Origin of the sequence: Clostridium sp. LIBA-8841 (assembly GCF_034439435.1) — a bacterium.
Taxonomy (GTDB): Bacteria; Bacillota; Clostridia; order Clostridiales; family Clostridiaceae; genus Sarcina.
In genome coordinates, this window is the sequence record NZ_JAPCKJ010000001.1 from 337,467 (window position 1) to 357,655 (window position 20,189).

General features: G+C 27.3%; 19 protein-coding genes. 1 reads left to right on the forward strand and 18 read right to left on the reverse strand.

What is annotated here, in order from left to right:
* Window positions 1-48: 48 nt before the first annotated feature.
* The 12 genes from hemB to OIF33_RS01370 form a co-directional block, all read right to left on the reverse strand.
* Entirely contained in the window at window positions 49-1,017 is a 969-nt protein-coding gene (hemB, locus tag OIF33_RS01315) for a porphobilinogen synthase (protein ID WP_322502421.1), read from the reverse strand.
* A gap of 56 nt (window positions 1,018-1,073) precedes the next feature.
* Entirely contained in the window at window positions 1,074-2,552 is a 1,479-nt protein-coding gene (gene cobA, locus OIF33_RS01320) for a uroporphyrinogen-III C-methyltransferase (RefSeq protein ID WP_322502422.1), read from the reverse strand.
* An 8-nt stretch (window positions 2,553-2,560) separates the two neighbouring features.
* Entirely contained in the window at window positions 2,561-3,436 is an 876-nt protein-coding gene (gene hemC / locus OIF33_RS01325) for a hydroxymethylbilane synthase (RefSeq protein WP_322502423.1), read from the reverse strand.
* Window positions 3,437-3,543: 107 nt separating this feature from the next.
* Window positions 3,544-4,200 (reverse strand): NAD(P)-dependent oxidoreductase, encoded by a 657-nt coding sequence (locus OIF33_RS01330; protein WP_322502424.1) that lies wholly within the window; start codon window positions 4,198-4,200, stop codon window positions 3,544-3,546.
* Window positions 4,164-5,366, reverse strand: a complete 1,203-nt coding sequence (gene hemA / locus OIF33_RS01335; protein WP_322502425.1) for a glutamyl-tRNA reductase — start codon at window positions 5,364-5,366, stop codon at window positions 4,164-4,166. Before hemA ends, OIF33_RS01330 begins: the two co-directional genes overlap by 37 nt.
* A 192-nt stretch (window positions 5,367-5,558) precedes the next feature.
* Window positions 5,559-6,539 (reverse strand): sulfite reductase subunit C, encoded by a 981-nt coding sequence (asrC, locus tag OIF33_RS01340; protein ID WP_322502426.1) that lies wholly within the window; start codon window positions 6,537-6,539, stop codon window positions 5,559-5,561.
* A gap of 11 nt (window positions 6,540-6,550) precedes the next feature.
* Entirely contained in the window at window positions 6,551-7,342 is a 792-nt protein-coding gene (gene asrB, locus OIF33_RS01345; RefSeq protein WP_322502427.1) for an anaerobic sulfite reductase subunit AsrB, read from the reverse strand.
* A complete protein-coding gene (asrA, locus tag OIF33_RS01350; protein ID WP_322502428.1) occupies window positions 7,335-8,351 on the reverse strand; it encodes an anaerobic sulfite reductase subunit AsrA in 1,017 nt (338 codons plus the stop codon). Before asrA ends, asrB begins: the two co-directional genes overlap by 8 nt.
* A gap of 243 nt (window positions 8,352-8,594) precedes the next feature.
* Complete coding sequence (locus OIF33_RS01355; protein ID WP_322502429.1) at window positions 8,595-9,287, reverse strand: Crp/Fnr family transcriptional regulator; 693 nt, start codon at window positions 9,285-9,287, stop codon at window positions 8,595-8,597.
* A 148-nt stretch (window positions 9,288-9,435) separates the two neighbouring features.
* Window positions 9,436-10,248, reverse strand: coding sequence for a formate/nitrite transporter family protein (locus tag OIF33_RS01360; RefSeq protein ID WP_322502430.1), 813 nt, complete (start codon window positions 10,246-10,248; stop codon window positions 9,436-9,438).
* A gap of 189 nt (window positions 10,249-10,437) precedes the next feature.
* Window positions 10,438-11,058, reverse strand: coding sequence for a hypothetical protein (locus OIF33_RS01365; protein WP_322502431.1), 621 nt, complete (start codon window positions 11,056-11,058; stop codon window positions 10,438-10,440).
* Window positions 11,036-11,317, reverse strand: a complete 282-nt coding sequence (locus OIF33_RS01370) for a GIY-YIG nuclease family protein (protein ID WP_322502432.1) — start codon at window positions 11,315-11,317, stop codon at window positions 11,036-11,038. Before OIF33_RS01370 ends, OIF33_RS01365 begins: the two co-directional genes overlap by 23 nt.
* A 265-nt stretch (window positions 11,318-11,582) precedes the next feature.
* Between OIF33_RS01370 and OIF33_RS01375 the strand changes: the two genes are divergently transcribed.
* Entirely contained in the window at window positions 11,583-13,643 is a 2,061-nt protein-coding gene (locus OIF33_RS01375; RefSeq protein WP_322502433.1) for a helix-turn-helix domain-containing protein, read from the forward strand.
* 484 nt (window positions 13,644-14,127) lie between these two features.
* Here OIF33_RS01375 and OIF33_RS01380 read toward each other — a convergent pair whose 3' ends face one another.
* The 6 genes from OIF33_RS01380 to OIF33_RS01405 form a co-directional block, all read right to left on the reverse strand.
* Window positions 14,128-15,393, reverse strand: coding sequence for a helix-turn-helix transcriptional regulator (locus tag OIF33_RS01380; RefSeq protein ID WP_322502434.1), 1,266 nt, complete (start codon window positions 15,391-15,393; stop codon window positions 14,128-14,130).
* A 16-nt stretch (window positions 15,394-15,409) separates the two neighbouring features.
* Entirely contained in the window at window positions 15,410-16,711 is a 1,302-nt protein-coding gene (locus OIF33_RS01385; protein WP_322502435.1) for a helix-turn-helix transcriptional regulator, read from the reverse strand.
* 296 nt (window positions 16,712-17,007) lie between these two features.
* Window positions 17,008-17,169, reverse strand: a complete 162-nt coding sequence (locus tag OIF33_RS01390; RefSeq protein WP_322502436.1) for a YtxH domain-containing protein — start codon at window positions 17,167-17,169, stop codon at window positions 17,008-17,010.
* Window positions 17,170-17,248: 79 nt separating this feature from the next.
* A complete protein-coding gene (locus tag OIF33_RS01395) occupies window positions 17,249-17,881 on the reverse strand; it encodes a ribonuclease H family protein (protein WP_322502437.1) in 633 nt (210 codons plus the stop codon).
* 13 nt (window positions 17,882-17,894) lie between these two features.
* Entirely contained in the window at window positions 17,895-18,866 is a 972-nt protein-coding gene (locus OIF33_RS01400; protein WP_322502438.1) for a YkvA family protein, read from the reverse strand.
* Between the two features lie 280 nt (window positions 18,867-19,146).
* On the reverse strand, window positions 19,147-20,178 hold the full coding sequence (locus OIF33_RS01405; RefSeq protein ID WP_322502439.1) for a rhomboid family intramembrane serine protease: 1,032 nt from the start codon (window positions 20,176-20,178) through the stop codon (window positions 19,147-19,149).
* Between the last annotated feature and the right edge of the window lie 11 nt (window positions 20,179-20,189).

Genomic DNA, 20,189 nt, shown 5'->3' on the forward strand with positions numbered 1-20,189 from the left:
ATAAGATTGTTAATCAAATCCTTGATTTCATTATATTATAGTTTAAAACTATTTTTCTTGTAACCATCTAGCAGCTTCTATAGCATAATAAGTTATTATCATGTCTGCTCCTGCTCTCTTCATTGATAGAAGCATTTCTAAGGCAACTTGTTTTTCATTTATAAGTCCAAGCTTAGCTGCTGCTTTAACCATAGCAAACTCACCACTTACATTATAAACACAAACTGGCACATCTACTTTACTTCTAACTTCCTTAACAATATCTAAATATGATAAGGCAGGTTTAACCATAACTATATCTGCGCCCTCTTCTATATCCTGTTCTACTTCTTTTATTGCTTCTCTTGAGTTTGCAGGATCCATTTGATAAGTTTTTCTATCTCCAAATTGAGGTGCTGAATTAGCTGCTTCTCTAAAAGGACCATAAAAAGCTGAGCAATATTTTGCAGAATAGCTCATTATTCCAACATTAACAAATCCAGCTTCATCTAAAGCGTTTCTCATAGATAATATTCTTCCATCCATCATATCTGAAGGAGCCACCATATGAGCACCAGCTTTTGCATGTGAAACTGCTATTTTATCTAAGAAACTTAAAGTTTTATCATTATCTACATCTTCTCCATTGATTATTCCACAATGACCATGACTTGTGTATTCACACATACAAACATCAGTTATTACTAATAAATTCTCATAGTCCTCTCTTAATTTTCTAATAGCTTTTTGAACAATTCCTTCATCAGAATATGCTTCTGATCCACAAGCATCCTTATGCTCTGGAAGACCAAAGATAATAACACCTTTTATATTTAATTCTACAACTTCATCAACTATTTCATTTAATCTATCTAAAGATACATGATAGTTTCCTGGTAAAGAACTTATCTCCTCTTTTATGTTGTTTCCTTCAACTACAAATATAGGAAATATGAAATCATTAGCTGTTAGAGTATTTTCTCTAACAAGGTCTCTCATTTCCTTATTTATTCTAAGTCTTCTTCCTCTCTTTATCATAATCTTTCCTCCTAATTTGTTTGTGATTTACTTATAAATTTAATTTTACCATAAATTTATTTTTTAACCTCGTTCCATATACCCTCAATTTCACTTAAAAATCCTTCTCCACAATGTGTTTTGCACATTTTTCCTTCAATTCCACTTTCATTTAAAGCTTTTAATGTTATAGGTCCTATGGCTATACTAACCTTTTCCTTAAGAGCATCAAGTCCTATTAGATTTATCATGTTTTTAACTGTTGAAGGACTTGTATATAAAACCATATCTACCTCTTTAAAAGCTCTAGGATTCTTAACTCCTCCACATACAGTATCATAAATATTAACTCTATGGCATACAGCACCTAAATCAGTTAAGTTCTCAAATAAATATTCTCTACTTAGAGAAGAACATGGAATTAATATTTCTTCTCCCTCTTTAATATTATCTTTTAAAGCCTCAAATAATCCTTCTGCTGTAAATGATTTTGCAATTATAGTTGGTATAATTCCTCTTTCTATTAAAGCCTTTTTAGTAGCTTTTCCTAATACAGCAAACTCAGCTATTATTCTTCTTATATCAATTTCATTTTTTATTATATAATCGAAAAATATATTAACAGAATTTACTGAAGTAAATACTATACGATCATATTTTTCTAACTCTTTTAAGTAGTCCTTTAAGTTTTCAGATGTCTCTTTTATTTCTATAGAGTTTATTTCTGTTACCTCAGCACCTAATTCTTTTAATTTCCATTTAAGTTCTTTTGATTGCTCTTTAGATCTTGTAATGCAAATATTAGCACCAAATAAAGGTAACTTTTCAAACCATGAAAGTTTCTCATTTAATGAAACAACTTCACCGACAACTATTATGCAAGGAGATTCTAATTTAGCTTCTCTAACCTTTGAACATATATTCTCTAAAGTTCCAATAACCTTTCTTTGCTTTGATGTTGTTCCTCTCATTATTACTCCACAAGGAGTCTTTATGTCTTTATCATTTTCTAAAAGCTTCTCTACTATTGTTTCTAAATTTGAAAGTCCCATCATGAACACTAATGTTCCATTTTCTTTTGCTAGTGCTTCCCAATTTACATTTAAAGTTCTTGCTGACATACCTGTGACAATATGAAAGCTTTGAGCTAATCCTCTATGTGTTATTGGTATTCCACCATAGTTTAAAACAGAAATAGGTGAAGTCACTCCTGGAATAACTTCAAAAGGTATATTCTCTTCTACTAAAGCTAGTACTTCTTCTCCACCTCTTCCAAAAACATATGGATCTCCACCTTTTACTCTTCCAACAATATGACCTTTTTTAGCAAGTTCAACTATGCTTTCATTTATCTCTTCTTGTGTTTTATAATGACATCCTGGCTCTTTTCCACAATAATAAATTTCACAATCATCATTTAAATAGTTAAGTATGTTATTCCCAACTAACCTATCATATAAAACAGCTGTACATTTTTCTAATGCATTTATCGCCTTAAGTGTTAATAATTCTTCATCTCCAGGACCTGCTCCTATTATATATGCTTTTTTATTCATGATTTCTTCTAAGCCTCCCCTAGTATTTTCTCTGCAAGTTTTTTTCCTAATAATATATTATCTTCTTTCTTTCCTAATATATCTTTTTTAACTATTTTATTGTTAACCGCGAATGTACCTATCATATATAAGTCATTACCTTTAACCTCTGAATAAGCTCCTATAAGACTATGGCATCCACCATTTAAAACCTTCATAAAACTTCTTTCAGCTTCAACAGTAGTCCTAACCTCTTTGCTATCTAATGCTTTGAAATAGTCATTAAAATCTCCATCCTTTAAACACTCTATTCCTAAAGCTCCTTGTCCTATAGCTGGTAAAAATACCTTTGGATCAAAGTAATCACTTATTACATCTTCCATACCAAGTCTTTTTAATCCTGCCGCTGCTAAAATTATTCCATCTAAATTTTCTTCAGTTATTTTTTTTATTCTGGTTTGAACATTTCCTCTAATTGGAACAATCTCTAAATCGCTTCTAAATAATTTTAATTGCTCTGCACGTCTTATACTACTAGTTCCGATTCTAGCACCCTTTCTTAAATTAGATAAGGTTGAACCATTTAAAGATACAAAGGCATCTCTTATATCTTCTCTCTCAGGCATTGCAACAAGTTCAAATTCACTAGTAAGTTCAAAAGGAACATCTTTCATGCTATGAACTGCACCATGAGCTTCTTTATTTAAAAGAGCTAATTCTATTTCTTTTACAAATAGCCCTTTTCCACCAATTTTATTTAATGAGACATCTAATCTTCTGTCTCCTTCTGTCATAACTAAAAGCTTCTTACTATCTATATTTTCTTTTTCTTTTAAAAGTTCCATAACTTTTTCAGTTTGCACTTGTGCTAACTTACTTTTTCTAGTTGCTATTATTAATTCCATTAATCCAAACCTCACATTGATTATTTTTATAATAAATTTGATACTCTCTTTTCTTTTGCTAAAATTACTTTTATAAAAGGTTATTTTTTATTAAGATTATATTTGTCTTAATCCTCAGTTAATGAATAAGCTATTTTCTCTCCGAAAACATTTGATAGATATTCATACTCTCTTTCTTCTAAAAAAGCTTTTTTAAATTCATTACTTGAAATAACCTTAATTATTTCACTTTTTAATTCTTCTTTTTTAGCTTTTTCTCTAATTTTAGCTACTTTAATTGAGTACATATCATTTTCCTTAATAATACTTGATACCTCTTCACCTATAGCTCTAGTTATTCTAGGTGATCCTAACTTACTACTTATACTAAAGCCTAAATTTTCATAACATCTACTATATGGAATAGATACCATACCATCTTTATAATTAGTTGCATTTAAATATAATTTATATTCCTCATCACAATCCTTACATATTTCATATGCTAAGGAATCTTCATCTATAGCTATTATTATAAGATGAGCATCTTTTATAAACTCTTTATAATAAGTTCCTTCTTCAAGCTTTAAGTTTTCATTGTTAATATCTAAAATTTCCTTTGAAAACTTCTTTGATAAAATATGTACATAACAACCTTTTTCTAATAGTCCTTTAACCTTTATGAAAGCTGCTTTTCCTCCACCTATTACCTTAACGTGGAATTTACTACTTATAATATTTATTGGCACTAAGTTAAAAATATCTTCTCTATTATTTCTACACAAGAACTATCACTTCCCTTTAAAGCTTCACTTTTTAAAAGTTCTATAGCCCTATTAACATAAGCATCAGCTGTGCTTTTTATCATTTTTTCTGCTAATTTAGAATTTTCTCCATTTCCTTTATTAGAAAAAGTTTTTATTCTCTCTTTGCAAATTTCATTTTCTCTTATTTTTATATTTCTTATTCTGCTTGATATTTCTCTTATTTTAAGCCAGTTTAAAAATTCTTCTATGCTTTCTTCAACTATATGCTTATACTCTTCCATTCTATCTTTTCTTATTTGCTTATTTTTATCATCAATCTTACTTATCTCATCTATATCTTTAAGAATTATTCTTTCTTTTTCTGATAATTCTTTATCAACATCTCTTGGAACAGCTAAATCATATATGTATATTCTCTCGCCTTCTTCTTTTATGTCTCCATTTCTAACTACTGTATGAGGTGCTGCTGTGCAGGAAACTATACAATCAACCTCATTTATAACTTCATTTTTCTCATTAAAATCTAAAATTTCTACAATTTCATCTTCTAAATCACTAGCCTTACTCTTATCCCTTACTATTAAATAAATGCACTCTGCCTTGTGGCATAAAAGGTGCTTAATTGCAAGTTTTCCAATCTCACCGTAGCCTAATACCATAAATTTTTTGCACCCTTTTAATAAAGCGCTATTTATTGATATTGATACTGATGAAACTGGCACCTCAAACATTTTGCACTCAGTTTTAAACTTTTTACCACAAGCAATAGCTATTTCAAACATTTTTTGTAATTCGCCTGAAATACTATTATCCTCAAGTGCCTTCTTATAAGCATCTTTAATTTGCCCTAAAATTTGATCTTCCCCTAAAATTCTTGAGTGGAATCCACAAATAACCTCCATAAGATGGGTTACTGCTCTCTTTTCCTTTGATAAAAACATATAATTTTTCAAATCATCATTCCAGTTAAAAGCACCAAAAATCTTATTAAAAATTTCATCATCTGAAATACTTTCAGTGCAATTAAAGTAAATTTCTGTCCTATTACAAGTATTTACTATTACAACTTCTTTAAATGAATCTAATAATTCTTCTATATATTTCTTATGTTTTTTAGGATATAAGGCTAATTTTTCTCTTATTTCTATATCTACATTCCTTTTAACCCCTATAACTCCTATCATGAACTGCCTCCTAATTTAATGTCTCATCTGTTAAAAATTTATTAAAATACTATATAATTTATAATATCATAAAAATTATATATGCCCAATGAAATAATTGTATTAGTAATATCAAAAATATATATTTATTATAATCAGTAACTTATATACTAGTATATAAGGAAAAGCACTCTATAAATAGAGTGCTTTTTATTAAAATCCGTTTGTATAATGTATTCCGCTCCAATAAACATTATTTTTCATTAATGCTTTTTCAGATAAAGTTACTCCTTCTAAAGCCCATTTTTTAAATTCCATAAATCCAGTTCTGTCTATTATGTATCCAATGTGCTCTTTTCCACCTGGAGCATTTCTATCGATATATTCAGTAACATATTTATAAGTATTTAAAATAATTTTAACAATACTATCCTCATCTACCCAAAGTATAAAATCTTCTGCTAATCTTGGGTTTTTCTTTCCTGTTCTACCCATTATAGCTAATCTGTAGTATTTTTCTTTACTTCTTGTCCATGCATTTGTTGGGCAATTCATAACACATTCTCCACAACCAATACATTTACTTGCATCTCTAACAACTTTAAAGTTTTCAAAACTTAAAGCACCTGTAGCTTTCTTTTTACAAGCTCTAACACAAGCTCCACAAGTTACACATCTGCTTTTTTCATATTGTGGCTCTGTCATTCCTATTATTCCAAAGTCATGCATTCTTGCTTTAATACAATCATTAGGACATCCTGTTAAGGCAACTTTAAAATGTAAGTCATTTGGGAAAATTGCTTTTTCTATTCTTTTTGCAAAATTTGTTGTATTGTAATTAGCAAATGGACAAACATTATTTCCTATACATGCTGAAACATTTCTTGTTCCTGCTGCATTGTATCCATCTCCTGGATTTTCTTGGTTTATTTCTAAAGCTTCTATAATAGGTTGAAGTTTTTTGTTTACTTCCGGTATATCTCTCATATCTATTCCAGGTATTTCAAAACCTTGTCTAGTTGTAATATGAACTGTACCATCTCCATAAGTGTCAGCTATTTCTTGAATACCAAGTAATAATTTAGCATCTAAATGCCCACCTGGAACTCTTATTCTTGATGCTGTATATCCTCTTCTTTTAGTTACTCTAAAAGCGTTCTTTTTAAGTTTTTTAGTATTTATATCTAAAGACATAGTCCTTCCTCCTAATCTATTAAAAGTTTACCCTTAGTATAGTTGAATACTGGTCCATCTAAGCATATATATGTATCATCGATTTTACAGTGTCCGCATTTACCTAATCCACAACACATTTTTCTTTCTTGAGATATCCAGATATTTTCTTCTTTAATTCCTCTTTTTAAGAATTCTAAAACTGTAAACTTCATCATCATTGGAGGCCCAACAACTATAACTTGAACATTATCCATATCTTTTATTTCTAATTCAGGAATGTACTTAGTTACAAGTCCTGTATTTCCTTCATAACCTTCTTCTGCTGAGTCAACAGTTATGATCATGTTCATATTCTTTTCCCATTCTTTCATATCATCCTTGAAAAGAATATCCTTTGGTCCTTTAAATCCACTTATAAGAGTAAAACTTTCTGCATCTTGTGGATTTTGTGAGAAATAATCTACTATTCCTTTAACTGGTGAAAGACCAGTTCCTCCAGCAACAACTACAACTTCTTTTCCTTTATAGTTTTCAACGTCAAAGCCATTACCATAAGGTCCTCTTAAGAAAAGTTTATCTCCTTCGTATTTTTCAAATATTTCATTTGTTACTACTCCAACTCTTCTTATTGTAAGTTCTACATAGTCTTCTCCTATACCACTTACTGATATTGGAGCCTCTCCAAACTTTGGAAGAGAAACTTCAAAGAATTGTCCTGGTTTAACATCGCCTTTGAATTCCATTCTAAAAGTATATTCTATGTCAGTATGTTTTTTTACGTTTAATATTTTTGATATAAAAGGAGTATATTCATTATGCATTATCTTTCACCTCTTCTACAGCATCTTTAAGTTTATTTACACATTCTGAAAAAGATATGTATTCTGGACAGATATCATCACATCTACCACATCCAACACACATATGGTATCCCCATCTCTTCTTGTAGTCATATACTTTGTGCATAACTTTAAATCTCATTCTTTGACCTTTATCTTTTCTAAAGCTATGTCCACCAGCCATATCTGTGTATCCATCTACTTGACATGAAGCCCAAACTCTTCTTCTTTCACCTGCATTTTCATTATCTTTGTAAAATATATCTTGCATTGTGAAACAAGTACATGTTGGACATACAAAGTTACATCTTCCGCAAGCTATACATCTTTCCGAATACTCATTCCATACAGTTGATTTTATTATGTTTAAATCAATTCCTTCTGGAACTTCAACCTTAGTTTCATTTTCTTCTACAAACTTCGGTGAAACTTCTTCTTTATTACTTTCTACTGCTTCAAAGATTTTTGCTAATTCTTCATCTTTTATATCTAATAAAACTTCATCATTATCTATTCCTATATATGCTGAATATTCATCTGTTTTATTAGTTCCCATGCTTACACAGAAACAATTTTCAAAACTGTTTTCACATCCCATAACTATAAATTTAGCTTTTTCTCTTAACTTTTTATAGTAAGGATCTTCAAAACCATTTCTTAAGTATATATCATCAATTCTTCTTAATGAATGCATATCACAGCTTCTTAAGAAAATTAATATATTCTTTTCTTCTACACTTGCTTCACTAAATTTATCTTCAGTAAAGAAGAATAATGTTTGAGTTATTGGAAGTAAAACTTCTTTATATGAAAAATCTGACTTCTTTGAAAACTCAATATCATTTATAGAATTTATTTCTCCGTATCTTGTTATGTCAGTATCAGAAAATCTTCCCTTGCCTTCCATAACTTTAGGAGCGTATATCTTATATTCTTTTTTTAAACAGTCTATTATCTTATCAAAATTGTCTTTTGTAAGCCTTAAACCCATAATAAAACACCTCTTAAACTTAACTTTATTTTGAAATTAAATAAATTCTAATCTATTATTTAAAATAAAAGAATTTCTTTTTCCGTTAATTAATTTTTAATAATTAAGAATTTAACAAAGTATATTATAAGAATAAAGCATTAAAGATGATGTGATTTTTGTTACACTGTAAAAATTCTTAAATTGATAAAAAATAAAAAGTTATAAATAAATATTTATAACTTTTAACCATATAGACCCTTCTTATAATAAAGATTTAAAATATGCTGCAATTCTATCTCTATCAGGTACTATTATCTTTTTATTGTTTTTTATTATTAAATTCTCATCTTTTAAGGTTTTAATAGCTCTAGAAACACTTTCTCTTGGTGAACCAAACATATCTGCTAAATATGTTATGCTTATATCTAAATCAATAAGTGTTCCTTCATCAACCTTTTTCCCATAATCTTTACTAAGCTTCCAAAGCTTTGCTGCTACTCTTTTTTCAAGCTTTATAGGAGTTACATTCTTCATTTGTCTATAGAGTCTTCTTATTTTTTTACTCATTTCATTTAAAACAATTTTTGTTAATTCAAAATCTTCACTCATTATTTTTAGCAACTTATTTTTTTCTATACTTAATATAATTGAATTTTCAAAGGCTTCTCCATTTATTGATGAAGATAGATTATCAACTATTACTTCATTTAAGAAACTTTCTTCTCCAAGGATATATATTATTCTTTTTTGACCATACTCATTCATTTTATAAAGAGTAACTTTTCCCTTTAATACAATAAAAATATCTTGAACTTTATCCTTATCTCTAAAAATATGCTCTCCCTTTTTCTTTTTTAATACTTTCGAATTTTGAGCTATATATTTTAATGTATCATCATTAAGTCTCGAAAAAAAACTTATACTCTTTAACTCATCAATACTTATTAATTTCATAATCTCTCCTACTTTAATTCACAAAATATTAGTATCTTCACACAATATAATCTAATTTAACATAAAATCTCACGAAATAATAGAACTTAAATGATTATATTTTAAATATTTAGCCTTTAAAATATGAAAGATACCTATTTAATTGAGCTTAGTTCACAAAGATGTTCTTTTTCTTAATTGTTTTGTTATTAATTATTTTGTTTTTGTCAGATATATAATGATATGCCATAGCCAAAATAGTTCCACCTATTATATTACCTATTGTGACAAAAAATAAATTATATAAATAACCAGATATTGTTATGGTTGTTCCCTTTGTCAAAACAACCCCTATTGCTAGTAAACTCATATTAGCAACACTATGTTCAAATCCAACTGTTACAAAGGCAAAAATGCATAAAAACATCATTATAAGCTTGCCAGTCTCTGTTTTTAACCTATAAGTACACCATACAGCTAAACATACTAACATATTACAAAGTATTCCCCTTATAATTAACTGTTCCACTGGCATACTTGTTTTAATTCCAGCTGTTTTAATTATAAATTCGCTTACACTCCCAGTAGCTAAACCTGCTCCTGCGAACCCTAAGGCTGCCACTATTGATCCTAAGAAATTTCCTAAGTAAGCCATTCCCCATATTTTCCCGCATTCTTTAAAGCTTATTTTTTTATTTAGGATTCCTATGGTCATTATGAAATTATTTCCTGTAAAAAGCTCTGCTCCTGCAAAAACTACTAAACTTAAAGACACTCCAAAAGATGCACCCATTGCCATTTTTGTGCTTGGAGAATTCACACTATCTAATATCCCACCTATGGTAAATGCTAGCATTATACCAAAACCTACATAAAGTCCAGCCATCATAGCAGATACTAAATAACGTCCCTTACTATTATTTAGCAAATCTATTTTTCCCCTACCAGCATTATTAACTATACTTAATTCCTCACTAAACATGTTAAAGCCTCCCCACTAAAAAGTCTTTATTTAAAATTCTAAAATAAAATAATCTTAATAGCCATAATCAAAGTAATAAAATAACCATTTTTTACTTTTTATCTATAATTAATTAATAATAAATCAATATTTATATTAATCTTATAAAAGAAAAAAAGACTTTACTAAATTAATAGTAAAGTCTTTAATTTATTTTCTTTTATTATTATTTCTCATAAAGTCAGTTAAATCTTGGAATAACTTATTAGGTTTACCCTTTAAAAATCTATTTAAAAATGGTGATAAAACAATAGGGAATATACTTCCTGTTATTATATCTTTCATAGTATCAAACAAACTTATTTGAGCTGTTAATCCAAAAGTTTGATCTGTGAAGAACTCCCACATTTCCCATACAGCTGTAGAAGCTATTCCAAATAAAAGAGCAAATACAACTATTACTAATGGGTTTACATTGTCTGTTTTATAGTTATTAAGGTATAAAAATAACAAATATCCAAGTATAAATGTTAATATTCCAGATAATATATGTAAAAATGTATCCCAATGTGGTATAGCATAGAAGTTATTTACTTTAGCTAAAAACATTGAAATAAAGATAAATCCTACAATTATAAAATTTAAAAATGAAGATAATTTTATTTTAGCAATTTTACATATAGCTCTAGGTAAAGCTAAAGTAATAGCTGTTAAAACTGTTGAATATAATAAGATCATATCTTTATTTATTATTCCATATATTAAATATGCTACAAGTAAGATATAAAATATAATTTCAAAATAAATATCATAAGTCAATTTCTTTTTCATAAGTATCCTCCTCAATATCCTTACTATTTATAAGATTCAATTTTTGTTTTTTTGTTAACCTCTTTATATAATACTCTCTACTTTGAGCCTCTCTTTTATCTTCAAAAACCTCAAAATACATAAGCTTCACAGGCCCTCTTCCTCTAGTATATTTTGCTCCACAACCATTATTATGTGCATTAATTCTTTTTTTTAGATTGTTAGTCCATCCTGTATATAAAGAATCATCTTTGCATTTTAATATATAAACATAATTCAAAGTAATCACCACTTTTTATATTAAATCATACCTATGCTTTTATCAACTGAAAACATAACATTATTTAACAAAATTTTATTTTTATTTTTTATTGAGATATAATAGTACTATAAATAATTTTATCTAAAATTTACTAAGTAATTTCTAATTTTTTCAATAATAATTAAAAAATTATTTAGAATCATATAAATAAGACTAGATTTTTAGAACTTAACATTTTTTCTAATCTCTTAGTCTCAACTTATTATATAAAGGAGTTTTTTAAGTGAGAAAAGAATATGTGAACTACCCTTCAGACATCCCAGTAACAATATCTTATGCAAACATAAAAAACTATCCCTTGCATTGGCATGATGCAATCGAAATACTGTATGTACTTAAAGGTAGTATCCAAGTAGATATAGATACTGACAGTTATGAAATACTAGAAGATGAAATTGAAATAGTAAATACAGAACAAACTCACAGGATTTACTCTAATGAAGATAATAGAGTTTTAATATTTAAAATAGATCCTCACTTTTTTGAAAAATACTATAGTGATATAGAAAATATGTTCTTTTATACAAACACCTCTGATGAAGGTGCTCAAAGTGATGAATCCTATGATAAACTTAGAGTGTTTTTATCAATTATTTTATGTGAAGAAGCTCAAAAAGTAGATGATTATGATAAATATATCGAAAAGTCTTTAGTGGAACTTTTATTTCATCTTTTAAATAATTTTCATTATCTTTTATATGATAATGATGAAATACATGAAAATAACATGTTATTAGAAAGATATCATAGAATTTCTAAGTATATATACAATAATTATAATAAAAATATAACTTTAAAAGACATTGCTAATACAGAATTTCTTAGTACCCATTATCTTTCCCATGAAATTAAATATGCAACTGGCTTGAGTTTTACAGACTTATTAAATTTAACAAGAATTGAAGAATCAGTAAAACTTCTTTTAGATAGTGATAAATCACTTTCTGAAATCTCTTATGAAATAGGATTTTCACACACTCGTTATTTTAATAAACATTTTAAAGCTTATTATAATTGTACCCCTTTACAATTTAGAAAAAAACATAAAATAAGTGAAGAGGAATATAATAAGCAAAAAGAAGTAACTTATTATCCTTTAGAAGAAAGTCTTGATGAACTTTCTTACTATTTAGATGATTATCCTAGATTCAACTATGAAGATAAAATTCATAAACTTACTTTTAATATGAACACTGAAGGCACTGAATTTAATAAATACTTTAAGGAAGTTCTTAATGTTGGAGATGCCTTTGACTTACTTTTAGAAGATAACCAAGATATTGTTGAAGATCTGCAAGAACAAATCGGATACAACTATATAAGACTTCTTCATGTATTTTCATCAGATATGGGGATATTCCCTGGATCAAAATTTTTCAACTGGACTAGAACCTTCGATATTTTTGAGTATATATCTTCTTTAGATTTAATACCTTTGATTGTTTTAGATCATACTGGATATTCTAAAGAAAACTTCTTAGATATTATAAATTCATTCATAGACTTTTTCAGCGAGGTAGAAAGTTTTGAATTAACAGATTTAAAATTCCAATTAACCTCCACCTTTGATGAAGAATTAAAGAAATCCTTAATAGAACTTTTTGATTCTAAAGATTTGACTTTAGTAGATACTTTATATACACCTAATAATAAAATAGATTTAATATATGATACAGCCTATATGCTTCCATTTATAATCCATAACACTGTTAATTCTGGAAGCAAATTAAACTTTATAAAGGCCTTTGATGCCTTGGATAGACAAATCGATATTACAAATGAAGTTTTTTTCGGTTATCCAGCTATGGTTAATGATAAAGGAATAAAAAAGCCTGCTTATTATGCTTATTATTTCCTAAGTAAACTTGGAGATACCCTTCTTTATAAAGGTGATGGCTATATACTAACTCAATCTGAAGATGAGTATCAACTTCTTATATACACATATAATGACGAAATTGATTCTCTAATAGACTTTAAAGACTTTACAAAACTAAGAGGAGTTAAAGATTTAGTAGATAAGAAGATTTCTTTAAACTTACTTGATTTAGATAGTGATGTCAGAATAACCAAATACACAATAGGTGAAAATTTTGGTTCCTCTTTCAACTATTGGCTATCAATGGGAAAACCTAAAAGATTAAGAAAAGAAGAGAAGGACATATTATTTAAAGCTTCTTATCCTAAAATCGAATTTGAATATTCTAAAAAAAATACAATTTTAAATATTCAGACAACTCTTCAAGGATATTGTGCTGAATTATTTATACTAAAAAAAGTTTAATTTTGTATAATAAACATGTAAAAAGAGTACTTTTTTGCCTTTTTCAAATATTTTCCTGAAAAACTTTCCTTACATTTGTACATCTTTTAAGACATACATGCAAATTATTTTATTAAGGAATTAGGTATATAATATAACTATAGAAAAGAGAAGATATGAAAGAAGGTATTTTTATGGCAAGGCTAAAAAAATTTTTTAGACCTATTAATTTAAACTGTTTTAATTGCAAATTAAGTTTTTTACAACAAACAATGGACTTATTTTATAGAGGTTAAATATATATGAAAAAGAATCTAGAATTTAAATTTCTAGGTTCTTTTTTGTTATTCGAATAAAATTTTAGACTCTATTTTACGTAAATGTTGATTTTTAGATAGAACTGTAAGTTAAGTCTGAAGAGCTAGCTAAAAATCAACACTAGTTTAAAACAGCGCCTTTAAATAAAATTAAGGAGAGAGCCATAAGCTCCCTCCTTAATTTTATATTAATATAATTTATCAACTTCTTTTATAGCAAAGCTTAAATATTTTAAAGCTTCATTGGTATCATCTAAGTAATGGTAAAGATCAGCCATTTCTAAATATCTCGCTCTCTTTTCTTCATATGTACCAAACTTAAGTAAAAGATCTGTTGCTAAATTCATATACATTTCCCATTGCATATCATTTTTCTCATTTCTACTTAATTGGGCTTTAAAATAATAACTTCTCTCTATAAAAAACATATTGTTCTTATTTATCGCTAACTCTAAGGATAATTCACAATATTCTTTTACACTTTCTATGCATCCATTTACATTATAAACATTTATTATAAATAATAGAAGTTCTATATATCCTATTTTATCTTCTTTATCAACCTTATTTATAGACTCTTCAGTAAACTTTTGTGCTTCTTCATAATTACCATTCTTTAAGAAAGCATCTATAATAAGACTATTTATTCTTTTCCAATTATAAGCTTTACAATCAACCTTATTTTTATATTGATTATAATTTTTTTCAAACTCATCAATATTTTCATTTAGTAAAGCTATAGTGGCTAAGACACCTTGCGCCTCACCTAAGTATTTATTATTTATATCAATACCTTCAATTGAGAAAATATCTCTCAATATTTCATTGCTTTTGTCTATCTGTCCTACTCTATAATTACATATAGCTAAAGCCGTAGCATTTTTTATATAAATTTCATCCTTCTTTTCTATTCCATCTTTTAATAAAAAATCTAAAAGCATATTATAATATGTTATTGCATCTGCAAAGTTTTTTCTCACAGTAAAATATAAAGCTAAATCTTCATAATATACTCTTTTATTACTTTTATTACTTTCATATATGCTTGAATATTCATTTAATAATTCTTTTGCTTTTCTGAAATCCCTAAGGTTTGTATAATTCATAAATAAAATATGCATAAGTTTTGCTGAGATTTCATCATATTCCTTGCTTAAAGAATACTCTAAATACTCCTTAATTTCATCTGATTCGTTCTCTGTTAAAATTTTCTTCCCAACATATTTTTCAATTGAGTTGTTTAATTGAGTTATATCATCACATAAAAGATATTCTAAATCTAAATTTAATCTTTTAGCAACTAGTTCTAAGACCCATCTATCTGCTTTTACTTTTCCATTTTCTATACAGCTCATTCTAGATATAGATATATCCTCTTCACAAAGTTGCTTTAATGTTAACCCTTTATATATTCTAGCTCTTTTTATTTTCTCACCAGTAGATAAAAAATCCATCACTCTCACCTATACCTTAACTTTTAATTACACCTAAATTTTTCAAGTTATTTATACCTTTATCTAAATACTTAGCTGCTTCATAATCTCTCTTAAGCTCTAGATAAAACTTACCTAATCTTATGGATATGTTAGCTTCTTTCTTTTTCATATCATTTCTTTTGGCAATTTCAAGTGTATCTAATAAAATATTTTCTGCCTCTTTTATATTGTTTTGTAAGACTTCTATTCTAAAAGTCAGAATCTTATATTCTATTAACCTATTAACATCACTTATATTTAACTTATTCTTTATTTCATTAAGAATCTCTATGCACTTAGTCATATTCTTTGTTTTAATATGGTTTTCACATAAATTAAATAAAGTATCTAAAAGTTTAGAGTCAGTGTTTTCTTCTCTTATTTTCATTGCTCTATTATAATGTTCAAAAGATTCTTCTATATTGTCAAACTCAAAGAATAGTTTTCCTAAAGAATCTTCTATAGAACTTATCTTATCTAATTGTTCTAATTCCTTATAAACGTTAAGACTTTGTTTTGAATATGCTATAGCACTTTCTAAGTCTCCAACTTTAGCATGCTCTTCTGCTAATAACTCTAAGCTCTTAGCATAGGCCTTTTTATTGTAAACTTTTTCAAATTCGCTTTTTGCTAGAAATGCAAAATTTATTGCCTTAGGTAAGTTCTCAATAAAGAAATAAGTTTTTGAAATTAAGTAATATATTTCACCTAAAAGCAAATCTTCAGTTAATTTATTAGTTACATATATCTTTTCAGCCTCTCTTAAGTATGAATTAGCTGAATAGTATGCCTTTGAATGCAAGCTTATTTTTGCTATATTTAAATATGTCTTCACCATATCTATATTACTATTTATTTGTAAAAACAGCATATTTGCAGATAAAAAATACTGCTGTGCTAAAACGTATTCTTCGTTTTTTAAATACATCTCAGCCTTTAAGGCTAAGTTCTTTGCCTTTCTATATACTAAATCATATTTATCAGCATAATAGATTGCATATTCTATAAATTTCTCACCCTTTTTTATATCATCATTTAAAATAGCACCCTCTGCTATTTGTTCATAATATAAACATATTTTTTCTGCCTGTGTTTTTTCTGTTTCCATTAAATATTCAACAGAAGTGTTTAGTGTAATTGCAATATACTCTAAAAGATCCATTGAAGGATTTGACCTTCCTGACTCTACCAAACTTATCTGTCCTGGTGTTATTCTTTCCCCTGCTAATTCCTTAAGAGTCATATTTAATTCTTTTCTTCTTCTTTTAATTTTTTCTCCCAATGATAATATTTCCATAGCTTAAATCATCCTCTTACTGTTATTTTTTTAACATCCATAACTAATTAAATTATAACACAAATTTAGGTTTTTATGTCAATTATTCAGTATTTTTGTAAAAATCTATATACCTTTGTATATTTTTTAACATTTTTAATAGCCTATTTAAATATTTACAATTTCTATTCCTAATTTCTAAATATATATACATATTCTTTAAAATTATTATATATTATAATTAAAAATTTCTCTACATAATAAAAAAATTTCTATAAATATACAAAAAAAGCAGCTATTAAGCTGCTTTTTTTGTATTATTTCATCCATTCCATAGATTCTCCGGCTACATTCATCATTCTTCTTGAAGCTTTTTTAATAGCTCTTTGAGTTCTTCTGTCTAAGTTTGGAGTTACCATCATACCAACTGCTGCTCCAATAGCACCTACGGCTAAAGTAGTCATCAATCTATTTGCCATAACAATCACCTCTTTATAATAATGACTTCATGTTTAGTTTGGCTAAATCAAAGTTTTTTATTAGAGGTAATTCATAGCACTAAATACTTTCTAATGCTTTTTTAGCAAGTATATCTGCCATATCATTGAATTTATTTCCACTATGTCCTTTTATTTTTTTAAATTTAATATTTATAACTTTAAATTTTTCTTGCATAAATTCATGATAATTTTGAGTTATTCTATTGTTTCTTTTCCAAGTACCTAAAGCCCAGCTCTCTATTCCTTGGTAATCATAACAAAGTATTATTTCTTTATATCCATTTTTTACGGCATACTCTGTTGCTTTCATAGCACCTTCAACTTCACCTGATACATTTCTTAAAGCTATCGCTTCTTTATCATGTCCAACACCATTATCCTTAAATAAAACCTCATTGTTTTTTACAACTAAAAATCCATAAGAGTAATTTTCCTTATGAACCATGAAACTACCATCTACATAGATATAAATGGAATCATCATTAACTTTCTCTTCATTTCCCTTAACTTCTAAAGAAATCCCACTATTTGTGTGAAGAGAAATAAAATTTTCTGCCTCTTCTATTGAAGTGAAACTTTTATATTTAGCTCCCTTACATCCTATAACCTCTTTTTGACATTCAGGCCATGTTTCAACAATCTTAGGAACTCCTGATTTTCCTTTTGCTATAGCATAATATTTTTTAGCCATTATTTTACTCCTTCTAATTACTTATTAAATCTATGACTTCATATATATTATCTAAGTTATTTGCTCCTGTAAATCCACTAAAGAAATCTACAGTTTTTCTTAAAATAACCACAAATTCATTTTTACCTTGCCAGTTCTCTAAAATAATATCTATATCTACATCATTTATTATTCTATTTAAAGCAAAAAATACAACACTTATGTCATCTAACGCTCCTATAAAAGGTATTTTATCTGGTAATATATCAAAAGGACAGCTTACATAAGCTAGAGAAGCACCTACTACAGCTTTAGTTTTAATTGGAACTCTACTATCTTTTAAAAGTCTAAATATTAAAGCTACTATATCTGGTATAAACATTATGTAATCCTTATAAGCCTGAGCTTTTTCTGGAATATGTTCAACTACATATTCTCTACTACTTGTGTACATATCCTCAACCTTTTGTACATCTATACTCATAATATAGTCATCATTTTTTTCTTCATGCTCAATTTCTTCTCTTACTTCAATTTCTAATGCTGGTTCTTTTACTTTTGAAAGCTCAACATCTATCTTTTCTAAGTTTACATTTAAAGTATTTTCTTGAATTTTTAAGTCTTTAAAGTTTAAATTTAAAAAAGGTATCTTATCTAGTATTGTTTTATAACTTATAAGTATTTTATCCTGTTTTACTAGTATTCCTTGATTTTTAAAACCTTTTAAAGCTATTTTAAGCCCTATCTTTCTAAAAGGCTTTAAAATTCCAACACTCATAAGTTTAGCCTTAGAAAATTCAATAACTAAGTTATCTCCTTCTAAGCCTAGAACATCTATTGTTGCCTTAAATCCCAGTGCAAGAATCTTTTTAAATACACCTTCCACTTCTATTTTATTATTTATTTTTAAACTCTTTATTTCTAATCCTTCTATTTTTACAAAATCATTAATAAAACTCATTAAATCATCTGCACTTAATTTTATGTCTATATTTGAAATTTGCAAAATACTTCTCTCCCTATCTACTTAATATTTAACCATCTTTTAGTATATCTTATTTACTTCTAATTTTAAAGGTAAATTATCCAATAGATTCCACTTACTAATATACTGTACTTTTCCCCATAACTTACCTTGGTAAAACTTATAGAATTAATTAGACTTATTTTTTTAACACTGTCTAATAATAATTGTTTCTAGTTAATGTATTAGAAACTTTAATTACTCCAAACCAAATATTATATACAAAAAATCCTCTGTTTTACTCACAGAGGATTTTGTATTTTTATTTATTTTTTATTACTTTATAATTATGGAAGAAAAGACCTAATATAGCTCCACCTATAAATCCACCAAAATGAGCTGATATATCTATGCCATTCATTGATAAACCAATAAATACATTTAATAATATAATAATTATTATATTGGTTACTAATCCCTTACCAATTCTATCTTTTTCATAAAAAGCAAAAACTAGGGCAGCGCCTAAAAGTCCAAATATTGCTCCTGAAGCTCCAACTCCCATAACTGGAGAGAAATATAAGCTAAATATACTAGCTAATATTCCTGATACAAAATAAATAACTAAGTATTTTTTTGCTCCATACACTCGTTCTATGAAGTCACCTAATATATATAAAGCATACATATTAAATAAAAGATGAATTATTCCAGCATGTAAGAACATAGATGTTATTAATCTGTAATACTGTCCTTGTAGAAGTATTGCATTATTATGCTTAGCACCCATCCAGTATAGAATTTGTGGATTTACACTTAACAAATTCTTGAAAAAGCCATCTCCTAAAACAGTAGCTACAATAAGACAAATTAAAAAAGCTAAGATATTTAAACCAATTAAAATACTTGTTACTTTTCCACATCTTATTTTCTTATACCACGGAATTTTAGGTTCTTCTTTCTTCTTTAATAAAAATTCTAATATTTTAACTAGAGGCTCAGAGCTTCTATCACTTTTTAAAACTTCCTTTTTTTGAGCATCAACAATTATTCTATGACAATTCTTATCTATAGAAAAATCATCTTCCTCTCCTTCAGCACTATTATAGTTTTTATAAAGAATTATATTATGAAGAGAATAAGGTTTATCTAAACTCTTTAAATAATCTTCTGCTATTTTAAAATTCTCATCTTCTTCATAAGACTTAGATATTATAACAGCATACTTTCCTTCATTATTAACAGTTTTTATAGCTATCCATAATTCTTTATTATTTTCTCCTTTTAGATTTTCTACATAAAAACCATAATTATTTATTAGTAAATTGAAATAATCTTGCTCAAATCTACTCATAGCCTCTCCTC